At 52.0% G+C, this 20,193-nt stretch carries 25 protein-coding genes and 1 other annotated feature (1 of these 26 only partly in view); of the genes, 7 read left to right on the forward strand and 18 right to left on the reverse strand.

The window, feature by feature from the left end:
• Nucleotides 1-156: 156 nt before the first annotated feature.
• From lapB to pgpB, 3 genes are all read right to left on the reverse strand, one after another.
• Nucleotides 157-1,326, reverse strand: coding sequence for a lipopolysaccharide assembly protein LapB (gene lapB, locus L2Y28_RS11905; RefSeq protein WP_003856819.1), 1,170 nt, complete (start codon nucleotides 1,324-1,326; stop codon nucleotides 157-159).
• A 6-nt stretch (nucleotides 1,327-1,332) separates the two neighbouring features.
• Complete coding sequence (locus tag L2Y28_RS11910) at nucleotides 1,333-1,641, reverse strand: LapA family protein (protein WP_006810839.1); 309 nt, start codon at nucleotides 1,639-1,641, stop codon at nucleotides 1,333-1,335.
• A 148-nt stretch (nucleotides 1,642-1,789) separates the two neighbouring features.
• Nucleotides 1,790-2,557 carry a phosphatidylglycerophosphatase B gene (gene pgpB / locus L2Y28_RS11915; RefSeq protein ID WP_032622464.1) on the reverse strand — a complete coding sequence of 256 codons (768 nt, stop codon included), beginning with the start codon at nucleotides 2,555-2,557 and terminating at the stop codon, nucleotides 1,790-1,792.
• Between the two features lie 197 nt (nucleotides 2,558-2,754).
• On the opposite strand from pgpB, the gene ribA reads away from it, so the two are divergent.
• Nucleotides 2,755-3,345, forward strand: coding sequence for a GTP cyclohydrolase II (ribA, locus tag L2Y28_RS11920; protein ID WP_013096372.1), 591 nt, complete (start codon nucleotides 2,755-2,757; stop codon nucleotides 3,343-3,345).
• A 37-nt stretch (nucleotides 3,346-3,382) separates the two neighbouring features.
• On the opposite strand, the gene acnA is transcribed toward ribA, so the two are convergent.
• The 6 genes from acnA to topA form a co-directional block, all read right to left on the reverse strand.
• Nucleotides 3,383-6,058, reverse strand: coding sequence for an aconitate hydratase AcnA (acnA, locus tag L2Y28_RS11925; protein WP_023306390.1), 2,676 nt, complete (start codon nucleotides 6,056-6,058; stop codon nucleotides 3,383-3,385).
• Between the two features lie 165 nt (nucleotides 6,059-6,223).
• Nucleotides 6,224-6,322, reverse strand: a complete 99-nt coding sequence (gene ymiC, locus L2Y28_RS11930; protein ID WP_032103392.1) for a small membrane protein YmiC — start codon at nucleotides 6,320-6,322, stop codon at nucleotides 6,224-6,226.
• 137 nt (nucleotides 6,323-6,459) lie between these two features.
• Entirely contained in the window at nucleotides 6,460-6,624 is a 165-nt protein-coding gene (locus tag L2Y28_RS11935; protein ID WP_162181317.1) for a hypothetical protein, read from the reverse strand.
• Between the two features lie 8 nt (nucleotides 6,625-6,632).
• The gene (locus L2Y28_RS11940; RefSeq protein ID WP_096168876.1) at nucleotides 6,633-6,773 is read right to left on the reverse strand and encodes a YmiA family putative membrane protein; all 141 of its coding nucleotides are present in this window, start codon (nucleotides 6,771-6,773) and stop codon (nucleotides 6,633-6,635) included.
• A 336-nt stretch (nucleotides 6,774-7,109) separates the two neighbouring features.
• A complete protein-coding gene (gene cysB, locus L2Y28_RS11945; RefSeq protein WP_006810844.1) occupies nucleotides 7,110-8,084 on the reverse strand; it encodes an HTH-type transcriptional regulator CysB in 975 nt (324 codons plus the stop codon).
• 186 nt (nucleotides 8,085-8,270) lie between these two features.
• The gene (topA, locus tag L2Y28_RS11950) at nucleotides 8,271-10,868 is read right to left on the reverse strand and encodes a type I DNA topoisomerase (RefSeq protein WP_022648322.1); all 2,598 of its coding nucleotides are present in this window, start codon (nucleotides 10,866-10,868) and stop codon (nucleotides 8,271-8,273) included.
• Nucleotides 10,869-11,266: 398 nt separating this feature from the next.
• Between topA and L2Y28_RS11955 the strand changes: the two genes are divergently transcribed.
• Nucleotides 11,267-11,518, forward strand: a complete 252-nt coding sequence (locus tag L2Y28_RS11955) for a YciN family protein (RefSeq protein ID WP_003856804.1) — start codon at nucleotides 11,267-11,269, stop codon at nucleotides 11,516-11,518.
• 35 nt (nucleotides 11,519-11,553) lie between these two features.
• On the opposite strand, the gene sohB is transcribed toward L2Y28_RS11955, so the two are convergent.
• Nucleotides 11,554-12,600, reverse strand: a complete 1,047-nt coding sequence (gene sohB / locus L2Y28_RS11960) for a protease SohB (protein ID WP_022648323.1) — start codon at nucleotides 12,598-12,600, stop codon at nucleotides 11,554-11,556.
• A 252-nt stretch (nucleotides 12,601-12,852) separates the two neighbouring features.
• On the opposite strand from sohB, the gene L2Y28_RS11965 reads away from it, so the two are divergent.
• Complete coding sequence (locus L2Y28_RS11965) at nucleotides 12,853-13,614, forward strand: YciK family oxidoreductase (protein ID WP_022648324.1); 762 nt, start codon at nucleotides 12,853-12,855, stop codon at nucleotides 13,612-13,614.
• Nucleotides 13,611-14,201, forward strand: coding sequence for a cob(I)yrinic acid a,c-diamide adenosyltransferase (cobO, locus tag L2Y28_RS11970; RefSeq protein ID WP_022648325.1), 591 nt, complete (start codon nucleotides 13,611-13,613; stop codon nucleotides 14,199-14,201). The genes L2Y28_RS11965 and cobO overlap by 4 nt, the downstream gene beginning before the upstream one ends.
• A gap of 35 nt (nucleotides 14,202-14,236) precedes the next feature.
• On the opposite strand, the gene rluB is transcribed toward cobO, so the two are convergent.
• Entirely contained in the window at nucleotides 14,237-15,112 is an 876-nt protein-coding gene (gene rluB / locus L2Y28_RS11975) for a 23S rRNA pseudouridine(2605) synthase RluB (protein ID WP_003856794.1), read from the reverse strand.
• Nucleotides 15,113-15,366: 254 nt separating this feature from the next.
• Between rluB and L2Y28_RS11980 the strand changes: the two genes are divergently transcribed.
• Complete coding sequence (locus L2Y28_RS11980) at nucleotides 15,367-15,666, forward strand: tyrosine-type recombinase/integrase (RefSeq protein WP_022648326.1); 300 nt, start codon at nucleotides 15,367-15,369, stop codon at nucleotides 15,664-15,666.
• Nucleotides 15,650-15,838, forward strand: coding sequence for a hypothetical protein (locus L2Y28_RS11985; protein WP_223862209.1), 189 nt, complete (start codon nucleotides 15,650-15,652; stop codon nucleotides 15,836-15,838). Before L2Y28_RS11980 ends, L2Y28_RS11985 begins: the two co-directional genes overlap by 17 nt.
• Nucleotides 15,839-15,928: 90 nt before the next feature.
• Here the strand turns inward: L2Y28_RS11985 and L2Y28_RS11990 are convergent, their stop codons facing one another.
• The 7 genes from L2Y28_RS11990 to rnm all read right to left on the reverse strand — a co-directional run bounded on the left by L2Y28_RS11990 (nucleotide 15,929) and on the right by rnm (nucleotide 19,988).
• Nucleotides 15,929-16,429 carry a hypothetical protein gene (locus L2Y28_RS11990; RefSeq protein ID WP_022648327.1) on the reverse strand — a complete coding sequence of 167 codons (501 nt, stop codon included), beginning with the start codon at nucleotides 16,427-16,429 and terminating at the stop codon, nucleotides 15,929-15,931.
• A gap of 86 nt (nucleotides 16,430-16,515) precedes the next feature.
• A complete protein-coding gene (locus L2Y28_RS11995; protein ID WP_032622440.1) occupies nucleotides 16,516-16,842 on the reverse strand; it encodes a DUF1493 family protein in 327 nt (108 codons plus the stop codon).
• Nucleotides 16,836-17,300: an STM2901 family protein gene (locus L2Y28_RS12000; protein WP_236919548.1), complete on the reverse strand. Its 465-nt coding sequence runs from the start codon at nucleotides 17,298-17,300 to the stop codon at nucleotides 16,836-16,838. Before L2Y28_RS12000 ends, L2Y28_RS11995 begins: the two co-directional genes overlap by 7 nt.
• 130 nt (nucleotides 17,301-17,430) lie before the next feature.
• Entirely contained in the window at nucleotides 17,431-17,691 is a 261-nt protein-coding gene (locus L2Y28_RS12005; protein ID WP_022648329.1) for a hypothetical protein, read from the reverse strand.
• Nucleotides 17,692-17,706: 15 nt separating this feature from the next.
• On the reverse strand, nucleotides 17,707-17,865 hold the full coding sequence (locus L2Y28_RS25575) for a DUF6150 family protein (protein WP_349817144.1): 159 nt from the start codon (nucleotides 17,863-17,865) through the stop codon (nucleotides 17,707-17,709).
• A 624-nt stretch (nucleotides 17,866-18,489) separates the two neighbouring features.
• Entirely contained in the window at nucleotides 18,490-19,110 is a 621-nt protein-coding gene (locus L2Y28_RS12010; protein WP_003856793.1) for an L-threonylcarbamoyladenylate synthase, read from the reverse strand.
• Nucleotides 19,107-19,988, reverse strand: a complete 882-nt coding sequence (gene rnm / locus L2Y28_RS12015; protein WP_032622438.1) for an RNase AM — start codon at nucleotides 19,986-19,988, stop codon at nucleotides 19,107-19,109. The genes L2Y28_RS12010 and rnm overlap by 4 nt, the downstream gene beginning before the upstream one ends.
• 139 nt (nucleotides 19,989-20,127) lie before the next feature.
• Here rnm and trpL point away from each other — a divergent pair, with 139 nt between their 5' ends.
• Entirely contained in the window at nucleotides 20,128-20,172 is a 45-nt protein-coding gene (trpL, locus tag L2Y28_RS12020; RefSeq protein WP_071524153.1) for a trp operon leader peptide, read from the forward strand.
• Nucleotides 20,149-20,193, forward strand: a sequence feature (Trp leader region) (it continues 50 nt past the right edge of the window). Its footprint overlaps the gene before it by 24 nt.

The following is a 20,193-nucleotide window of genomic DNA, read 5'->3' on the forward strand; positions in this document are numbered from 1 at the left end:
AGCGGCGCGGAACAGATAAACGGCGTGCATTCTACCTGCCCTCGGGGTAAATGAACAGAATCGAATGCTTTTCCTGCTGAACCACAGACCGCACGGTGCTGAAAGAAATAATGTACTCTTTAGTATGTTGTAACTAAAATGGAGTGTTTTAAAAAATCACTGCCCGTCCAGACCACGAATTGGCTTGATGGTGGACCAGGCCCGGCAGGAAGGGCAATGCCAGTAGAGCGAATAGGCGGTGAAGCCGCATTTCTGGCAGCGATAGCGCGGCTTGCTCCGCACCTGTTCACCGACCATGTCTCGCAGCACCATCAGGCTCTCTTTAGCGCGCCCTTCTTCTGCATCGTTAAGATGATAATCCATCAGCTTGTGGAAGACGCGCATCGTCGGATGGCGCTGCAACTGACGGGTAATGTATACCTGGGCGGTATCACTCCCTTCGTGCTCTTCGACGACATCCGACAGCATCAGCTCGGCTGTGGCACCGGTGTTTTCTTCAACACAGCGGCGCAGGAATGCAACCCACTCGTCCTGCTTACCTAACTGCTGATAGCAGGTTTGCAGCATTTCCAGCGTTTCGCTGACCAGCTCTTTGTCCTGATCGATAACGCGAAGCAGGCTTTCCACGGCTTTGGCGTAATCACCATTAGCCATAAAGACCCGCCCCATCATTATCGAGATGCGGGCGCTGTTGCGATCGGCCGCGGCGCCTTTTTTTAGCAATGCCATGGCCTTATCCATGTCATCGCTACCCATTTGCTGAAGGGCCAGCTCGCAGTAAAAATGGGCAATTTCGACGCGCTGTTTATCTTTGCCGAGTTTGACCAGCCGTTCGGCGGTATCAATCGCTTTTTGCCAGTCGCTGGTTGCCTGGTAGATTTGCAGAAGTTGCTGAAGCGCACCGATACGGAAATCGGTCTCATCCACCAGCTGAGAGAACATATCTTCTGCGCGATCGTACAGGCCCGCCGCCATGTAATCTCTGCCCAACTGCTGCACGGCCAGCAACCGTTGCTCATAGGTCAACGATGCGCTTTCCATCAGGGTCTGGTGGATACGGATGGCACGGTCAACCTCTCCGCGCGAGCGGAACAGGTTTCCCAGGGTGAGATGCGCCTCTACGGTGCCGGTATCCTCTTTGAGCATGTCGAGGAACAGATCGACCGCTTTATCCTGCTGATTGCTCAGCAGGAAGTTCACCCCCGCAACGTAGTCACGGGAGAGTCGGTTTGCTTCATCCTGTTTTGTTTGTTGCGCGCTTCTGCGGCCCATATACCAGCCATAGGCTGCGGCGACAGGCAAAAGCAGAAACAACAACTCCAGCATATTCGATTATTCCTTGACTACCGGCACACCAGAGCTCGCCGGAATGTCAGTCGCAGGCGTAAGTTGATGTTCAAGTCGTTTAATTTTACGTTCAGCGCGAACAAGGGAAACACGAACCTTAAGCCAGAACAGGCCACATACAAGCCAGCCGATGACAAAACCCGCTGCGAATAACACAGCCAGCAGGCTCGACACCCGGTACTCGCCCTGCGCCAGCAGATAGTTGAAACTTACCTGTTGATCGTTTTGCGCGCCCAATGTGACTGAAATGACAAAAATCGCCAACACCAGTAAGAAAATGAGTAAATATTTCACATGACTTCCCGTTATGTGGTTCGAGCGTATAAAGCGTGTTCAACTCACTGCAATCAGCCTTATAAGCTACCATTTTAGTGGCGGGCGCGAAACGGAAAAAGTAATGCGCCCTTCATGGATTTATGGTCAAAATGCGGAATATCAAGCTTCAGGTTCCGCCTGACTCCCTTTCGGCTATTTCTTCCTTCTCTTCCTGCGGTGGCGTCAGAGGCCCACAGAAACGTTGTGCAAGCCAGGTCGCCAGCGTCACCAGTACCCACGAAATCAGCGTAGCCACCACCAAATCACGCGGCCAGTGCATCCCCAGCAGCATCCGGCTGCCCATTACGCCTGTCGCCCAGACCAGCAAAATCGCAATCGTGAGGGTACGTCGACGTGGCCAAAGCAGCCCCACGCCGAGTAGCGCCCAGCTGGCAGCAAACATCGTATGTCCGGAAGGAAACGCAAAGCCGGTCTCTTTTTGCCAGTGTTTGCGTAAAAATGTCGGGATATCCTGCTGTTCCGCAAGCTGTTCTTTCACCAACGCCCCGCGATCCTTACGCTTTAAAGTGTAGAACTCATCTACCGGAATATGGTGCGTTTTTTCCAGCCAGATAACAAAGGGACGGGGTTCCTGCACGCGATCTTTCACCCACGACTTCACCCCCTGCCCGACAAGAATGGCGCCTCCGAGAATGGCAAATAATACCAGCGCCGCGCGAAGACGAAAGCGCAGGCACCACAGGAACCAGGCACAGAGCAGCACGTGCGTAATAATCCCCCAGGGCTGGGTGACCGTCTCAGTTATCCAGTATAAGGCTTTCAGCCACGTCTCGTTTTGTCCGGGCTTCCACATCCAGCCGGAGAACCAAACGATCAGGGGTATAACAAGCAATACGGCGGCGCCTGCGGCCGTGCGTCTGGCAATTGAAAGCATGTCCTCTCCTTTTTCACTAAGCACCACAATCATAACTGAATTTCCACCTCCTGGTGGATATGTCGGATCGTGCGTTTAACGTCCGTATAGCGTGGTGGTGATTAGGTGAAGTAGACGGGCTTGTGGCAAAATAGTCCAATACAGAAAGCAAAATGGGGCAAAGGCACGAAACGTGTCAGCCTGGTATGGAGAATCACATGCAGCTTAAACGTGTGGCAGAAGCCAAACTGCCAACCCCATGGGGCGATTTCCTGATGGTGGGTTTTGAAGAACTGGCAACCGGACAAGATCACGTCGCCCTGGTATACGGTGACATTTCGGGGCAGACGCCGGTACTGTCCCGCGTTCATTCTGAGTGTCTGACCGGTGACGCGCTCTTCAGCCTGCGCTGTGACTGCGGTTTCCAGCTCGAAGCCGCTCTTTCTCATATCGCAGAGGAAGGACGTGGCGTGCTGCTGTATCACCGCCAGGAAGGACGCAATATCGGTCTGCTGAATAAAATCCGCGCCTACGCGTTGCAGGATCAGGGCTATGATACCGTCGAAGCCAACCATCAGCTCGGCTTTGCTGCTGACGAGCGCGATTTCACCCTCTGCGCAGATATGTTCAAGCTGCTGGGCGTGGACGAAGTGCGTCTGTTGACCAATAACCCGAAAAAAGTGGAGATCCTCACTGAAGCGGGCATCAATATCGTTGAACGCGTGCCGCTGATTGTTGGCCGCAATCCGAAAAACGCGCACTACCTCGATACCAAAGCTGCAAAGATGGGGCACCTGCTGAGCGAGTAAACGCAAAACGCCCGGCACTTCTGCCGGGCGAGATTTATCAGTCCAGCATTTTACGAATCACATAATGTAAAATGCCGTCATTCTGGTAATAGGTTAGCTCTGTTGCCGTATCAATACGACACCGACAATCCAGCACTTCTGTTGTACCATCTGCCCGCGTTAACTTCACCGGAACGGTTTTACCCGGTTGCAGATTTTGCAGACCGCTGATATCAATCTGCTCTTCCCCGGTCAGACCCAGCGTTTTACGCGTTATGCCCTGCGGGAACTCCAGCGGCAGGATCCCCATCCCGATCAGGTTTGAGCGGTGGATACGTTCAAAGGATTCGGCAATCACCACGCGAACCCCGAGCAGACGTGGACCTTTAGCCGCCCAGTCGCGACTGGAACCAGAGCCGTACTCTTTACCGGCAATAACGGCCAGCGGCGTACCCTCCTGCTGATACTTCATGGCTGCGTCATAAATTGAAATGACCTCTGTATCTGGCAGGTGGCGCGTCATGCCCCCTTCCACGCCCGGGACCATTTCATTACGAATGCGGATGTTGGCAAATGTCCCGCGCATCATCACTTCGTGGTTACCGCGGCGCGAACCGTAGGAGTTAAAATCGCGACGTTCCACGCCACGGCTTTGCAGATACCGACCTGCCGGACTGTCCGCTTTGATGCTCCCCGCTGGTGAGATATGGTCAGTGGTGACGGAATCGCCCAGCATCGCCAGAATGCGCGCGCCGTGAATATCTTTCAGCGGTGCCGGCTCCGCCAGCATCTCATCGAAGAAGGGCGACAGGCGAATATAGGTGGAATCATCCTGCCAGTCATAGGTATCGGAACCCACCACGTCGATCGCTTTCCATTCCGCTGTACCTTCGAACACTTCCGCATACTCTTTGCGGAACATCTCGGTGGAAACTTTCTCTACCGCGCGCGCAATTTCACGCGATGATGGCCAGATGTCTTTCAGATAGACAGGTTCATTTTTGCGATCGTGACCAATCGGATCGGTCGCCAGGTTAATGTTCATGTTTCCGGCCAGAGCATAGGCTACAACCAGCGGCGGCGAGGCCAGCCAGTTGGTTTTCACCAGCGGATGAATACGCCCCTCAAAGTTTCGGTTACCGGAAAGTACCGCGCCAACGGTCAAATCACCCTGCTTGATCGCCACTTCAATAGGCTCAGGCAGTGGACCAGAGTTACCGATGCAGGTCGTACAGCCGTAACCCACCAGGTTAAAGCCCAACTCGTCGAGGTACGGCGTGAGTCTGGCCTGCGCCAGGTAATCGGAAACCACTTTCGAACCAGGCGCCAGGGACGCCTTAACCCACGGCTGTGGCTTGAGTCCCAGTTCTACCGCTTTTTTTGCCAGCAGCCCGGCAGCCATTAACACACTCGGGTTGGACGTGTTGGTACAGGAAGTGATAGCGGCGATCACCACGGCGCCGTCAGGGAGCTGATATTGATGCCCGTTCAGAACATAGTCCACAGGACGGTGATCTTTTTGCGCGGCGTTAACCTCCAGCTCATTGCTGGCGGCAAAGGCTTTCGGAACGTTGCTCAGGGCGACGCGGTCCTGCGGTCGTTTCGGCCCTGCGAGGCTTGCCTCAACGGTGCCCATATCCAATTCCAGCGTGCTGGTAAATACCGGCTCGTCACCCGGGTTACGCCACATGCCCTGCGCTTTGGTGTAGGCCTCTACGAGCGCCACCTGCTCCTCGCTGCGACCACTGAGGCGCATATACTCAAGCGTAACGCTATCAATCGGGAAAAAGCCGCAGGTCGCACCATATTCCGGCGCCATGTTGGCGATGGTGGCCCGGTCCGCCAGCGGCAGTGAATCCAGACCATCACCATAAAATTCAACGAATTTACCCACCACGCCATGCTTACGCAGCATCTGGGTGACCGTCAGAACCAGATCCGTGGCGGTAATGCCTTCGGACAATTTACCGGTCAGCTTAAAGCCCACCACATCGGGAATGAGCATCGATACCGGCTGGCCGAGCATGGCCGCTTCCGCTTCAATACCACCGACGCCCCAGCCCAGAACGCCAAGGCCGTTAATCATGGTCGTGTGTGAATCGGTGCCCACCAGCGTATCCGGGTAAGCCACCCACTCTTTATCCTGCAATTCACTCCAGACGGCTTTGCCGAGATATTCCAGGTTGACCTGGTGACAAATGCCGGTGCCTGGTGGAACAACGCTGAAGCGGCTGAACGCCTGCTGACCCCATTTGAGGAAGACATAGCGTTCATGGTTACGTTCCATCTCCAGACGGACGTTTTCACCGAAAGCATCGTCGTCGCCGAAGTGGTCGACGGTGACGGAGTGGTCGATGACGAGGTCTACCGGTGAGAGCGGGTTCACCTTAGCCGTATCGCCCCCGAGACGCTTAACAGCTTCACGCATGGCGGCCAAGTCCACAACCGCCGGCACGCCGGTGAAATCCTGCATCAATACCCTGGCCGGGCGGTAGGCAATTTCTTTGTCTGCATGAGCATTTTTCAGCCACCCTGCCAGAGCCTGGATATCCTCCTCGGTAACCGAGTCGCCATCTTGCCAGCGCAAGAGGTTTTCCAATAGTACTTTCAACGACTTGGGTAACCGCGAAATGTCCCCAAGCGTCCTGGCAGCCAGCGGTAAGCTGTAGTAGCGCCAGGTTTTATTTTCCGCCTGTAATGTGTCCTTACTGGCTTCGCGTAGGGTTAACGACATAAGCTCCTCCTTAAAAACAGGGATGTCCTGACAATCATCAGGGCTGTAATTAAAGATAACACAAAGATGTCGTAACGTTTTGATAACAACCCAAATTGATAAATTTAGGAATGGTCCAACGCGAGGGATTAAACAAAAAACCCCGCCGTGGCGAGGTTTTACGATTTAGTGTAAGGCCAGCCAGAGGAGCTGACACCAGAAGAGGATCGACGCTGAGAATACGCCGAGCCATGACCAGTATTTTACGGTTGTCATGTTATTCATCATAGGGACACCAGACTTTAATTATTTAAGGATGCGAGGTCTGCCCTCGTTCTATATTGCTGATGTGTATTTATTAAGGAGTACAAAAGTGCACAGTCTTTATTCAGACTATTTGCATCATTACGCAAAAATCAAAATTATTGTTTTTTGGGTTCGTCTTCTGCGAACACATCAATAAAGGCCTGCTGCTGTGGCGTCAGTTGCCAGGAGGCTGGCACGCTGGTTGCTGGCGCCTTACGCGCTTTGTGAGCATTGTCACGAAGCTGACACATCTCTTTTCTCGCGTCAGTACGCACCGTCATGACCATATTCAACCCCAATATTTCCAGACGAGAAGAGCAACAACCACCCAGAACAGGGCAGAGCCGAGAAAGACCGCCAGCCAGGCTTTACGCTTAAGCGCGGGATCCCTTTGCGGTTCTTCACTTCCTGACGGCATTGCTAACCTCATACAATCGATATCGCTTATCATTTATAGACCAAACAATTGGCACAAGTAATCATCTGATGAGATAAATCCTAAAGAAACTTTAGCCGAAAAGCCAGTGAATTTACGAATCTGAGCCTGGGAAAATTCAATCTTTTGACCAGAAATAAATAATTGAAAAGAATAATTTGCACACCTGTAAATTAGTTTCTACTTTTGTCGCAAATTTGCGACAGTAAAACCCTATTCATCAAATGGGTTATGACGATATATGACAGTAGGCGCAGATGAGGTTAATTCTAATTTAGATTTAAAGGGGGAAACCGGTATCTTTCCAGTAGAGAAAGATACCGGGTGTAATTATTTGGCAGGAAGTTTGATGTCTTTAAACATCTCTTCGATGTCTTCATTGGAGCGTAACGCCACGGCCGTGTCGACCACGTCACGCGTTAAATGCGGTGCGAAGCGCTGAATAAAATCATACATATAGCTGCGAAGGAACGTGCTGCGACGAAAACCTATCTTGGTGGTGCTGTGGCTGAAGATATCATGCGCGTCCAGACGCACCAGATCCGGGTCTGATACAGGATCCACCGCCATGCTGGCAATAACGCCTACGCCCAGACCCAGACGCACGTACGTTTTAATGACGTCCGCATCCGTTGCAGTGAAGACGATCCGTGGCGTTAAGCCGGCGCGGTTAAAGGCGGTGTCTAGCTCAGAACGGCCCGTAAATCCGAACGTATAGGTAACCAGCGGGTATTGCGCCAGCTCTTCGATTGTCACTTCGCCCTTCCCCGCCAGCGGATGATCGGGGGTCACGACAATAGAGCGGTTCCAGTGGTAGCACGGGAGCATGACCAGATCATCGTACAGATGAAGAGCTTCCGTCGCGATGGCAAAATCGGCATTGCCTTTAGACACGGCCTCTGCGATTTGCGTCGGTGAGCCCTGATGCATATGCAGGGAAACGCGGGGATAGCGTTCGATGAAACCTTTGATCACCCCGGGAAGCGCATAACGCGCCTGTGTGTGCGTGGTGGCAATATAAAGGGAGCCTTTATCCGGCCAGGTATGTTCCCCGGCGACGGATTTAATGGCGTCGACTTTGGAAAGCACTTCTCGTGCGATGCGAATGATTTCCTGCCCTGCCGGTGTGACCTGAGTCAGGTGCTTACCGCTGCGGGCAAATATCTGAATACCTAATTCATCCTCCAGCATACGCACCTGCTTACTGATGCCAGGCTGCGAGGTATAAAGACCTTCTGCGGTGGAAGAGACATTGAGGTTATGATTGACGACCTCAACGATATAGCGAAGCTGCTGTAATTTCATGCCAGACCATCCGATTTAGCGCATGCGTCAATCGCTTAATACGATTTGATAATAAGAAACGGGTTAACTATAACCACTATATCATTTATAGCCAGGCTGTATAGTACGGAACAAAAAATAATAACAACGTAATAAAAAAGGGCCGGAAATCCGGCCCTTTCAAAGGTAAGTTACGGTAAGTGAAGATTATTTTTTACCTTCAACCCATTTCCCGTCGACAAAGAAGGCTGACCAACCGGTCGCTTTACCCTCTTTCTCTGCCGCCACGTACTGCTGCTTCGTTTTACGGCTGAAGCGCACCACGGTTTTGTTGCCTTCCGGATCCTGCTGTGGCGCATCGGCCAGGTAACGCAGTTTCTCCGGCAGACGGTCGCGGAAGCGGTACAGCTCTTCTACCAGCGGCGCACGGGTTTCGCGCGATTTCGGGAAGGTGTTGGCCGCCAGGAATACCCCGGCAGCGCCGTCACGCAGCACGAAATACGCATCTGACTTCTCGCACGGCAGCTCAGGAAGCGGAACCGGATCTTCCTTCGGCGGCGCAACTTCACCGTTACGCAGGATCTTACGCGTGTTTTTACAGTCGTCGTTGGTACATGCCATGTACTTACCGAAGCGTCCCATTTTCAGGTGCATTTCGGAACCACATTTCTCACACTCAACGATCGGACCGTCATAGCCCTTAATGCGGAACTCACCTTCTTCGATCTCATAACCGTCGCAGGTTGGGTTATTACCGCAAACGTGCAGTTTACGTTTTGGATCGATCAGGTAGCTGTCCATCGCCGTGCCGCATTTCTTACAGCGGCGCTTGGCGCGCAGTGCGTTGGTCTCCGCATCGTCACCTTCCAGCACGTTGAGAACTTCGTTCTCCGGCACGAGGTTGATAGTGGTTTTGCAACGCTCTTTCGGCGACAGCGCATAACCAGAACAGCCGAGGAACACGCCCGTGGTTGCGGTACGGATCCCCATTTTACGGCCACAGGTTGGGCAGTCGATGCTGGTCAGTACCATCTGGTTAGGCAGCATGCCGCCTTCTTCAGGATCTTTCTCAGCTTTCTCAAGCTGGTTGGTAAAATCGCTGAAGAAGCTGTCGAGAACTTTCTTCCACTCGGCCTTATGGCTGGCAACCTCATCGAGACTGTCCTCCATCTGCGCGGTGAAGTCATAGTTCATCAACTCACGGAAGTTAGCTTCCAGACGGTCGGTAACAATCTCACCCATTTTTTCAGCATAGAAACGACGGTTCTCAACGCGAACGTATCCACGATCCTGAATGGTCGAAATGATTGACGCATAGGTAGACGGGCGACCGATGCCGCGTTTTTCCAGCTCTTTTACCAGCGACGCTTCGCTGAAACGCGCAGGCGGCTTGGTGAAGTGCTGAGCCGGTACCAGATCAACCAGCGACAGCTCGTCGCCTTTGTTAACGGAAGGCAGAGTTCTGTCTTCATCACCTTTACGCAGCGCAGGCATCACTTTTGTCCAGCCGTCGAAACGCAGAATGCGGCCACGCGCTTTCAGGCGGAAATCACCCGCGCCAACGGTCAGCGTAGTGGAGTCGTATTTCGCTGGCGTCATCTGGCAGGCCACGAACTGGCGCCAGATCAGCTGATACAGCTTCTGGGCGTCCGCTTCCATATCTTTAAGAGATTCCGCCAGAACGGAAACGTCAGAAGGACGGATCGCTTCGTGCGCTTCCTGAGAATTCTCTTTGCTGGCGTACTGATTAGGACTGTCCGGCAGGTATTTCTTACCGAAGTTGTCCTCGATATAGCCACGCACCATGCTGACAGCGTCCTGGCTCAGGTTGGTGGAGTCAGTACGCATGTAGGTGATGTAACCCGCTTCATACAAACGCTGGGCCATCATCATGGTTTTCTTCACGCCGTAACCCAGACGCGTACTTGCCGCCTGCTGAAGCGTTGACGTGATAAACGGTGCGCCAGGCTTGCTGCTGGTCGGTTTGTCTTCACGATCCAGCACCTGATAACGCGCTTTTTCCAGCAGCGCTACGGCGGCCATGGTCTGATCGCGATTTTCAGGACGGAACGGTTTGTCGTTGTGGTGGCTCACCTGCAACGGCAGCGCATCGCCGCCCGGCGTGGTGACATTCGCATCCACTTCCCAGAACTCTTCCGGGACAAACGCTTTGATCTCGCGTTCACGTTCGACAACAAGACGAACAGCCACAGACTGCACACGCCCCGCAGACAGGCCGCGAGCGACCTTTTTCCACAGCAACGGCGAAACCATGTAGCCTACAACGCGGTCCATAAAGCGACGCGCCTGCTGAGCGTTAACACGGTCGATATTCAGTTCACCCGGCTTTTCAAACGCCTGACGAATCGCATTCTTTGTAATTTCGTTAAACACTACACGGCTGTAGCGTTTGTCATCACCCCCAATCACTTCCCGCAGGTGCCATGCGATGGCCTCCCCTTCGCGGTCAAGGTCGGTTGCGAGATAAATGTGGTCTGCTTTTTCAGCAAGCTGTTTCAGCTCGTTAACGACTTTTTCTTTGCCTGGCAGCACTTCGTATTGTGCATCCCAGTTGTGCCATGGGTTAACACCCATGCGGTTGACAAGCGCGCTACGTTCATCCTTTTTAGGCTTTTTAGCCCCTTTGGTGGAGGTAGAGTCTGCGCTCTTTTTGCTGGCTGAGCCACTTGTCGGCAAATCGCGAATGTGACCAACGCTGGACTTAACCACGTAGTCATTGCCCAGATATTTATTGATCGTTTTGGCTTTTGCCGGGGACTCAACGATGACGAGAGCTTTACCCATATTCACCTTTACCTAATTTAATTCTTCCAGGAATACGCCGCACGTTGATTTCCCTTCCGCTGACGACGAGCCATTGATATTGCGACGTCGTCAGGGGATATCAACCCCTTTGTCTTACCGAACGTCAGTATGGCGACATCCAGGTCATTGAGTTTTCGGGTATTTTTCTCACATCAAAGTTCATTCGTGACGAATTCCCGGTCGAATGTCAAGCAATTCTGTTGCCAGAATGACGAAAGCGCACACTGTACCTGATAAAATTCGTTACGCAACTTTATTAGCATGCAAAAGCAAATCCCGCCAGCCAGCCCCTGTTCCTTATACCCGTGGATAGCAGGGAAAATTTGCCCCCGAAGCGACCCAGGCGTAGACTATTGTCACTGTTTAAGGAGTGGAATATGCAGAATACGACCCAACCCATTGACCGAGCTTCACTGCTTATCGAAGCAAACAAACTCATTCGCGACCATGAAGACACCCTGGCGGGTATCGAAGCGACTGGCGTGGAACAACGTAATGGCGTGCTGGTGTTCAGCGGTGAATACTTCCTTGATGAACAAGGGTTACCAACCCCGAAAAGCACCGCCGTGTTTAACATGTTTAAATACCTGGCGCATACCCTCTCAGAGAAGTACCACCTGGTCGATTAAAACGAAAACGCGAGGCATCTGCCTCGCGTTTTTCTTTACAGCAGCGGCTTTTGTCCGCGCTGCAACCAGCGTAGCAGCAGGCGATCCGCGCTTTTTGCCGCACTATTGGTAAAATGGTCGATCAGGCGCTTACGTCGGGTGAAGCGCACCCCCACCAGCTCACGGCCTTCCATCAGGTTGAGCAGGAGGTCGTCGCTGGTACCCACTTCATCCACCAGCCCTTTCTCCTGCGCCTGCGTGCCGTACCAGTGTTCGCCCGTAGCCACCTGCTCAATGTCCAGCGTTGGGCGCATGCGGTGCACGAAATCCTTGAACAGATGGTGGGTTTCGTTCAGATCTTCCCGGAACTTCTGCCGTCCCTCTTCGGTATTTTCGCCGAGCAGCGTTAGCGTACGTTTGTACTGACCCGCCGTATGCAATTCGATGTCGATCTCTTTATTTTTCAGGAAACGATTGAAGTTAGGGATCTGCGCAACCACCCCAATCGAGCCGATAATGGAGAACGGTGCTGCGACGATTTTATCCGCCACGCACGCCATCATATAGCCGCCACTCGCCGCGACCTTATCTACCGCCACGGTGAGCGGGATCTGTTTATCCCGCAGACGTTGTAACTGCGAAGCCGCCAGTCCATACCCATGCACTACGCCGCCCGGGCTTTCAAGGCGTACCACCACCTGATCCTGGGCTGTCGCCACGGCCAGCACCGCGGTCACTTCCTCACGCAGAGAGGAGACTTCATGCGCATCCATGCTACCTTTAAAATCGAGCACATAGACGCGCGGTTTTGCGTCAGCCTGTGGCGTGGCGAGCTTAGCTTTCGCCTTCGCGGCTTTGGCGTCCTGCTTATGTTTTTTCTTCTGGGCTTTTAGCCACAGCTTCTGTTGATGATCGTCAAGCAGCGCCAGAGACATCTCTTCCCGCATCTCTTTATACTGCTCGCTCAGGCGGGTAATGCGTAACTCACCACGCTGACGCTTACGCTGCGTCAGGTTGACAATCAGGACGGCAATCACCGCGACAGCAATGACCACCGTCGCGATTTTGGCCAAAAACAACCCATACTGAGAAAGTAATTCCACGCGTTCCACCTTGATTTAACCACGAATCTTTCACGCCAGTGTACAACAGCCCTGCGCAGGCGTCTCGCTCTGGACATTAGCTCTGCGAGGCGGCTTCAGGAATCCCCCGTTTCTGGTTTAAATCTTTGCAAATTGTTAATTTCCCAGCGTTCTGTCCTGTAGACTGATTGAATTCTGACGCGGTTTCGGGCATAAAGCCGAAAAGTCATAAATAAAGGTGCAAGTCACGCCCAATGCGCCTGAGGAGCCACCGTGCATTATCAGCCACAAAAAAACCTTCTACAGAACCGCATCATTCTGGTTACCGGTGCCAGCGACGGGATTGGTCGCGAAGCGGCGCTGACTTATTCTGAATACGGTGCGAGCCTTATTCTGCTGGGACGTAATGAAGAAAAGCTCAAAGCCGTTGCCCGTGAAATCGAAAACGCCGGCGGTACCCCCACGCCCTGGTATACGCTCGATCTGCTGACCTGTACGTCAGCGTCATGTCAGGCCCTTGCCCAGCGCATTAGTACGCATTATTCGCGTCTGGACGGCGTACTGCACAACGCGGGGTTACTGGGCGAAGTGCGCCCGATGGATGAACAGGATCCGGAGATTTGGCAGCAAGTGATGCAGGTTAACGTCAACGGGACGTTTTTCCTGACCCAGGCCTTGCTTCCTTTATTACTTAACTCAGATTCCGGTTCGCTGGTGTTTACCTCCTCCAGCGTGGGGCGTCAGGGTCGTGCGAACTGGGGGGCTTACGCCGCCTCAAAATTTGCCACCGAAGGAATGATGCAGGTGCTGGCCGAAGAGTATCAAAACCGCCATCTGCGGGTTAACTGTATTAACCCTGGCGGTACGCGCACTAAAATGCGTGCCAGCGCGTTCCCGACAGAAGATCCGCAAAAGCTTAAAACCCCGGCCGATATTATGCCTCTTTACCTGTGGCTAATGGGTGACGACAGCCGTCGTAAAACCGGAATGACATTCGATGCTCAGCCAGGCCGCAAACCGGGGATATCGCAATGAGTGAAGATCGTCATCAGCAGCGCCAGCAGCGTCTGAAAGAACAGGTTGATGCACGCGTGGCGGCCGCTCAGGACGAGCGCGGGATCCTCATCGTGTTCACCGGCAACGGCAAAGGCAAAACCACCGCCGCATTCGGTACCGCCACCCGCGCAGTCGGGCACGGTCAGAAAGTGGGCGTGATCCAGTTTATCAAGGGTGAATGGCCCAACGGCGAGCGTAATCTGCTCGAACCGCATGGCGTTGAGTTTCAGGTGATGGCGACCGGTTTTACCTGGGATACCCAGAACCGGGAAACAGATACGGCAGCCTGCCTCGCCGTCTGGGAGCATGCCAAAAGAATGCTCTCTGACCCGTCGCTGAACATGGTGTTGCTGGATGAGATCACCTATATGGTGGCCTATGACTACCTGCCGCTGGAAGCCGTGCTGGAGGCCCTCAGGAACCGCCCTGCACACCAGACGGCGATCGTCACGGGGCGCGGGTGTCATCGGGACATTCTGGAGCTGGCCGATACCGTCAGCGAGCTGCGTCCGGTTAAGCATGCGTTCGATGCGGGTTTCAAAGCGCAAATAGGGATTGATTACTGAAGAAAAAAGCCCGGTATATTCACCGGGCTTTTAGATTAACCGTTGTTATTACGGCTGCCAGAGCGGCGATTGCTGCTAACCTGGCTGTGACGTTTAACCGCACGGCGGATCTGGTTCGCCTTCATACGACGACGATCTTTCTCTACCGCCACTTTCGATGTAGTTTCTGGCGTCAGGCCAACCAGATCGCGCAGGTAGTTAGTTTGCGTCAGATCCAGCTCGGTATAGCCGCCACGTGGCAGGCCTTTCGGCAGCAGGATGTCGCCATAGCGGACACGAATCAAACGGCTTACCTGGACACCGACCGCTTCCCACAGACGACGCACCTCGCGGTTACGTCCCTCTGTCAGGGTAACGTTGTACCACTGGTTAATGCCTTCACCACCGGTAAACTTGATGGTTTTGAACGCCGCTGGGCCGTCTTCCAGCTGAACGCCACGCGACAGATCGCGCAGTTTGTTCTCATCAACCTGGCCGAAAACACGAACGGCGTATTCACGCTCCACTTCACGACTCGGGTGCATCAGGCGGTTTGCCAGTTCACCATCGGTGGTGAACAGCAGCAGGCCACAGGTATTCACGTCCAGACGCCCTACGGCAATCCAGCGGGCGCCACGCAGTTTTGGCAGACGGTCGAACACCGTCGGGCGGCCTTCCGGATCGTTGCGGGTACACAGTTCGCCTTCCGGCTTGTAGTAAGCCAGTACGCGGCAGATCTGTTCAGCAGACTCTTTCACGGAGATAAGATGGCCGTCAATGCGGATCTTCAGCCCCGGTACGATTTCAACGCGGTCACCGAGCGTGGCGATTTTACCGTCCACACTCACGCGGCCTGCTTCAATAATGGCTTCGATTTCACGGCGCGAACCGTGGCCGGCACGCGCCAGCACTTTCTGTAACTTCTCGCTCATTGAGCTTCCTCAGGTGTCGCCTTCACAGGCGTCTGGTATACTTTCTAAAACAACGAGTTAGCTAATAAATCGACTTAACTCACTGATCTGTAACTCTTTCATGGTACACAGCATGGCAAACAACGTGTCACACAAGCTGTCACACACAATGATTCGTGGGCGCACATACTACACTAACTTTAGACTAAATGATTCAACAAGTTTTGTGCGTCTGAGTCTCGGTACTGATAGAGACACAGCTTCGCGGCGTGGATATGCGATCCTGGCGCTGGGATGAACTGGACAATGGTAGCAAGGTATTGCGTATCACCCACGACAAGACCAAAGAAGCGGTAGAAGTGGAGTTGACGGAGACAGCAAGGGAGGTGCTCAAGGCTCGTTATAACGAGCGCGGGGATAACGTGTATGTATTCCAGAATGACAGCAACCGGACCAAGGGTAAGCCGATTAGCCGTTCCAAAATCCATGCTGAGATTGAGTATGCAGTGGACAAGCTCAAAATGCGGGGGCTTGCTTCCACAGGAAGCAGTGATCAGTATGCACTCGTCACGTAAGACCGTGGCTGCTATCGCTCACGCCCACGGCGAAGATCTTGAGGTGATTAGTAAGATGTTGGGGCATCGCTCCACCGAACATACCCGCGCCTACCTGGGGATTACTCAGGCCAAAGTAGACGCACTACGAACGAAGTATTCAACGGGCATTAAGAGAGGGACACGCACTTAGGGCATTTCATATTGATATCATGAGTGCCCAATGTTGGTAATTGAGATGGTATAATGCATACCAAATAGAATAAGACTTCGTGGAGTGTATTTATTTCACTGCAATACTCTGGATTAAAGACGTAAATTTTGAATCCAATCTTTTATTATTTGCTTTTAATCTCTCCAATTCAGAGTTAAAAACCTTATGATACTCCGCAATTTCATCTTCACTTAATGTATCAAAGTTATCAATTAATTTTAAACAAGTTGCTTTGGCGTCAAGCACGCACTGCTTATAGAAAGAGTCACGCTGTGAAATCAACCCATTCAAAATTACATTCTTTGGCTCTGCAAAGAGCGTGTTATTTCCTTGCAACTCTTTTATAAAGCCATTTATCTTATCATATGAATCTTGAAAAGCAATTTCAAATTCCCGCGCCTTGAGTAAGGTTTCCGTCTTAAATTTATAAAGAGCATCTTTGTCGCTCTTCTTTTTTATTAATTTACTGTTCCTATAGCTCAAGAAAGATAACACCAATGCAGCTAAGGAAAAAATCAATCCAATTTTATTTACAATGAAGTTAACAACCTCTGATGCCAACTCAATCATTTCTTAATCTCCTTTTAATCCATGTAAAAAATTCTTAATTTTATTACGGCTAAATAAGTCAGCATTTACTGGGGGCGGTGCGCCCCTCATTCGTACAACCATCTTCCGGCTTTAGCTGATTCGATCAGCATACCAACATTGAAATCTGGTACAGGAGTAGGCTCTGTTTTTTTAAATGGATTCCATGAAACAGGCTGGTCAGGATAGTAAGTTTCTATTTTAAAGTTTCCCCGTTCAACCTTGAACGCATCGAAAAACTTATCCATTAACTCACCAGCTTCAAGCTCATCAAGACTCAAATCAGTATCAAGATCCGTTTCAGGTGTTAGCTCTACTTTCTTGAACTTGAATAGGTACGTGCCAGCGTAAGGCCGTACAAGCTCATAAACGCGCTGCTCAACATTGTTTACCATAACTTATCGTTACCCAGCGCTATAGCGTTGTAGTCTCGGATAGTGCGATAGGTGATTTGAGAGATATCAGAAGCTAAGATAACCCACCCCACGACAGGAATAGCCCTGCCCGTAAAGGTTCCAATGTTAGCTACCGCCCTGATTCTGATTGTAGAAGGTGGATAACCACCAATAACGGAAGGTAGTTTGATACCGAAAGGGAACTGCGCTTTTTTGAACACTTTTCGCGAGGCTTTAGACGCATAGGATGTTCCCTTTTCAGCGCCGTTTGGTTTCGCCCTTGTAGGGAGAGTATTACGCCCAGATACAATGGCAACTACAGCACCGAAATCAACAAGACCTAAACCAAGTTGATCAACAACATTTTCACAGAAGACCATGAAAAAAAGCTCGGAGGCGGTGAGGTTTGTACGCCCCGCATAGAAGTATGTTCCGTTGAGTTCCTCGACTGTATCCACGTCTCAATCCTTTTGACTCTGAATGTATTGCAATCATAACGGTTGATCTACAGACAGTCACCCCTAAAACATGGCGTTAGCAGTATGGGTTAAGAAGGCAATACGAGGGAGCGTAATGCCCCCTTTTCAATTATACATCCCACGGATTTGTTTTAATTTTTCTCATTTTGTATTCGATGCCACACACGGTGAAAGTGAGTTTCTCAGCGTCGATCACTCCCTCAACTTCTTTGTAGTCGAATGGGAATTTCACTTTATTGTCGTTGATTTTGTATAAACCGCCTAGAATGTTGGGACCATGGTTGACCTGCAAATAATCGCCCTTGACTGTCCAACGCCCTTCTACCTGGTATCCAATGGCACTACCATGTTCAGTGAAGTAAATGCTCATGATGATTCCTTATGGTCAGAGTTTACCTTTCAATGGATGTTCTCTCGTCCATCCCGCAACACTCCGTGATGTCACATAACAAATAAGTAGATCAGCGGAAGAGCGCGAAGTGACAAACTTCACTTTCGATGAAGCAACACTTCGAGACGTTACCTCACACCATAGCCCATCCATACCTTGAGACACACTGCGCGACTCAACTCTACAAACCAACAGATCGGCTACTGATCTTTAACCGACTACACAAACAGCAATATCGGCAGCACTACGGCTGCTAACTTCACAGATCCACGCCATAGACACTACTCCTCGTTGTTTTTATCCACGTTATCTTGCCGTATGGATTCTATAAAATCCCGTTGCTCCTTTGTGAATGCAAGCTCATCCAGCAAGCGATCTAACTCTTCTTTGGGTGATTCCTTTTTGAATCTGTCTGTTCCCGATAGCCAAGCTCACCCTTGATTCATTAGGATTAATCTTAGGTTAACCAGGGTGCAGAAAATGAGCAACTAACAGATTTTGGAAAAGAGAAGCCATAAAGCCCCTCGGTATTAATACCCATAACGGAGCTGTACCAATGAAGCCATTAACGGCAGGGAAAGGTGTACATACATGATGAGAGTCGCGATGTGGCTAATGGCTGCCACACAAGCTGGTAACAACCATTAATCGAGTTACTTTAACTCACTGATTATAAAGCGTTTAATATTTATCTTGTGCGCCTTCACAGGCGTCGAATCAGGTCAAAACAGGGCGGCGCCCTGCTTTGATGGCCGCGTAGTATATCTGCTTACACCCTTACAAGAAAGGCTTAACATCGCCCACGCCTTCACGAATCACTTCTGGCGCGTCTTCGGTGAGATCCACCACGGTGGTCGGTTGCTGGCCTAGATAGCCGCCATGAATAATCAGCTCCACCACTTTCTCCAGACGATCTTTGATCTCTTCCGGGTCGGACTCGGTAAACTCACTGCCCGGCAGCATCAGCGAGGTAGACAGCATCGGCTCGCCGAGGGTTTCCAGCAGCGCCTGGGCAATCGGGTTCGACGGCACGCGCATGCCGATGGTTTTACGTTTTTCCTGCAACAGACGACGCGGCACCTCTTTTGTCCCTTTCAGAATGAAGGTGTAGTTTCCCGGCGTGTTGTTTTTGATCAGGCGAAAGGCCACGTTGTCGACATACGCATAGGTCGACAGCTCAGAGAGATCGCGACACATTAGGGTGAAGTTGTGGCCGTCCGGCAGCTGGCGGATGCGACAGATGCGCTCCATCGCCCCTTTATCCTCGATTTTACAGCCCAGCGCGTAGCCAGAATCGGTTGGGTAGACAATAACGCCACCTTTACGGACGATTTCCACAGCCTGGTTAATCAGACGTGGCTGTGGGTTATCCGGATGGATATAGAAAAACTGACTCATACTTCCCTCTCTTCAATTTGCTGTGGCTGTTCCCAGAGCTGCCAGACGGGCTCAACGCCAGCGGGTAACCAGAGCTTGCGCCCCAGTTCAATCCACGCGCAGGGTTGATGGAAATCTGAACCCTGTGACCCAAGCAGGCCAAACTGACGGGCGTAGGTCGCGAGCTGCGAACGCTCATTGGGTGCCTGCTGACACTGGGCAACTTCCATCGCCTCACCGCCGGATTCGGCAAAGTGGGCCAGCAGCCTTTTCAGCCATTTAGCAGAAAGATTATACCGCCCCGGATGGGCCAATACGGCCTTACCACCAGAATGATGAATCACATCAATAGCTTGTTTTATTGTACACCACTGGGGAGGAACGTATCCGGTTTTCCCGCGCGCAAGATATTTTTTAAACACATTCGCCATGGTCGTCGCTTTACCGGCGTCAACCAGAAAACGGGCGAAATGGCCGCGCGTGACCGCCCCACCGTTCGCCAGCTTGCGCGCACCTTCCAGCGCACCGGGGATATGCGCCTTCTCAAGACGTTCGCCTATCAACTCCGCGCGTTGATTGCGTCGTGCTTTTTGTTCTTGCAAAAATGCGCACATTGCCGGATGTTCTGTATCAATATTCAGGCCAACGATATGAATTTCGTGGTTTTCCCAGAGCGTGGAGATCTCGACCCCGGGCACCAGATTTAGCGCCAGCCCGCTTCGGGCAATCTCGGCGCGCGCGGCGGGGATGGCGTCTGTTGTGTCGTGATCGGTTATTGCCAGCGTGCCGACACGCATTTCAACGGCGCGATGGACCAGGGCTTCGGGCGTCAGCAGGCCATCTGAAGCCTGCGTATGGCTGTGTAAATCATAAATTACGGCGTAGGTGGTATCGCTCAAAGCACTTCCCATAACAGTCTGGAGACATCCGAAGCACCTATGATACCGACTTACCGCGAAATACTGAAATCAGGGGTTGACAACACGCCATCGAACTAGTTAACTAGTACGCAAGTTCACACGAAAAAGGTATCTGTAAATGACAGCACATTTCGCTCTGCACGGTTGGTGGCGTACTTCCTGATCTTCGGGCAGTGTCACGCGT

Origin of the sequence: Enterobacter sp. JH25, from assembly GCF_021725435.1 — a bacterium.
Lineage (GTDB): Bacteria > Pseudomonadota > Gammaproteobacteria > Enterobacterales > Enterobacteriaceae > Enterobacter > Enterobacter intestinihominis.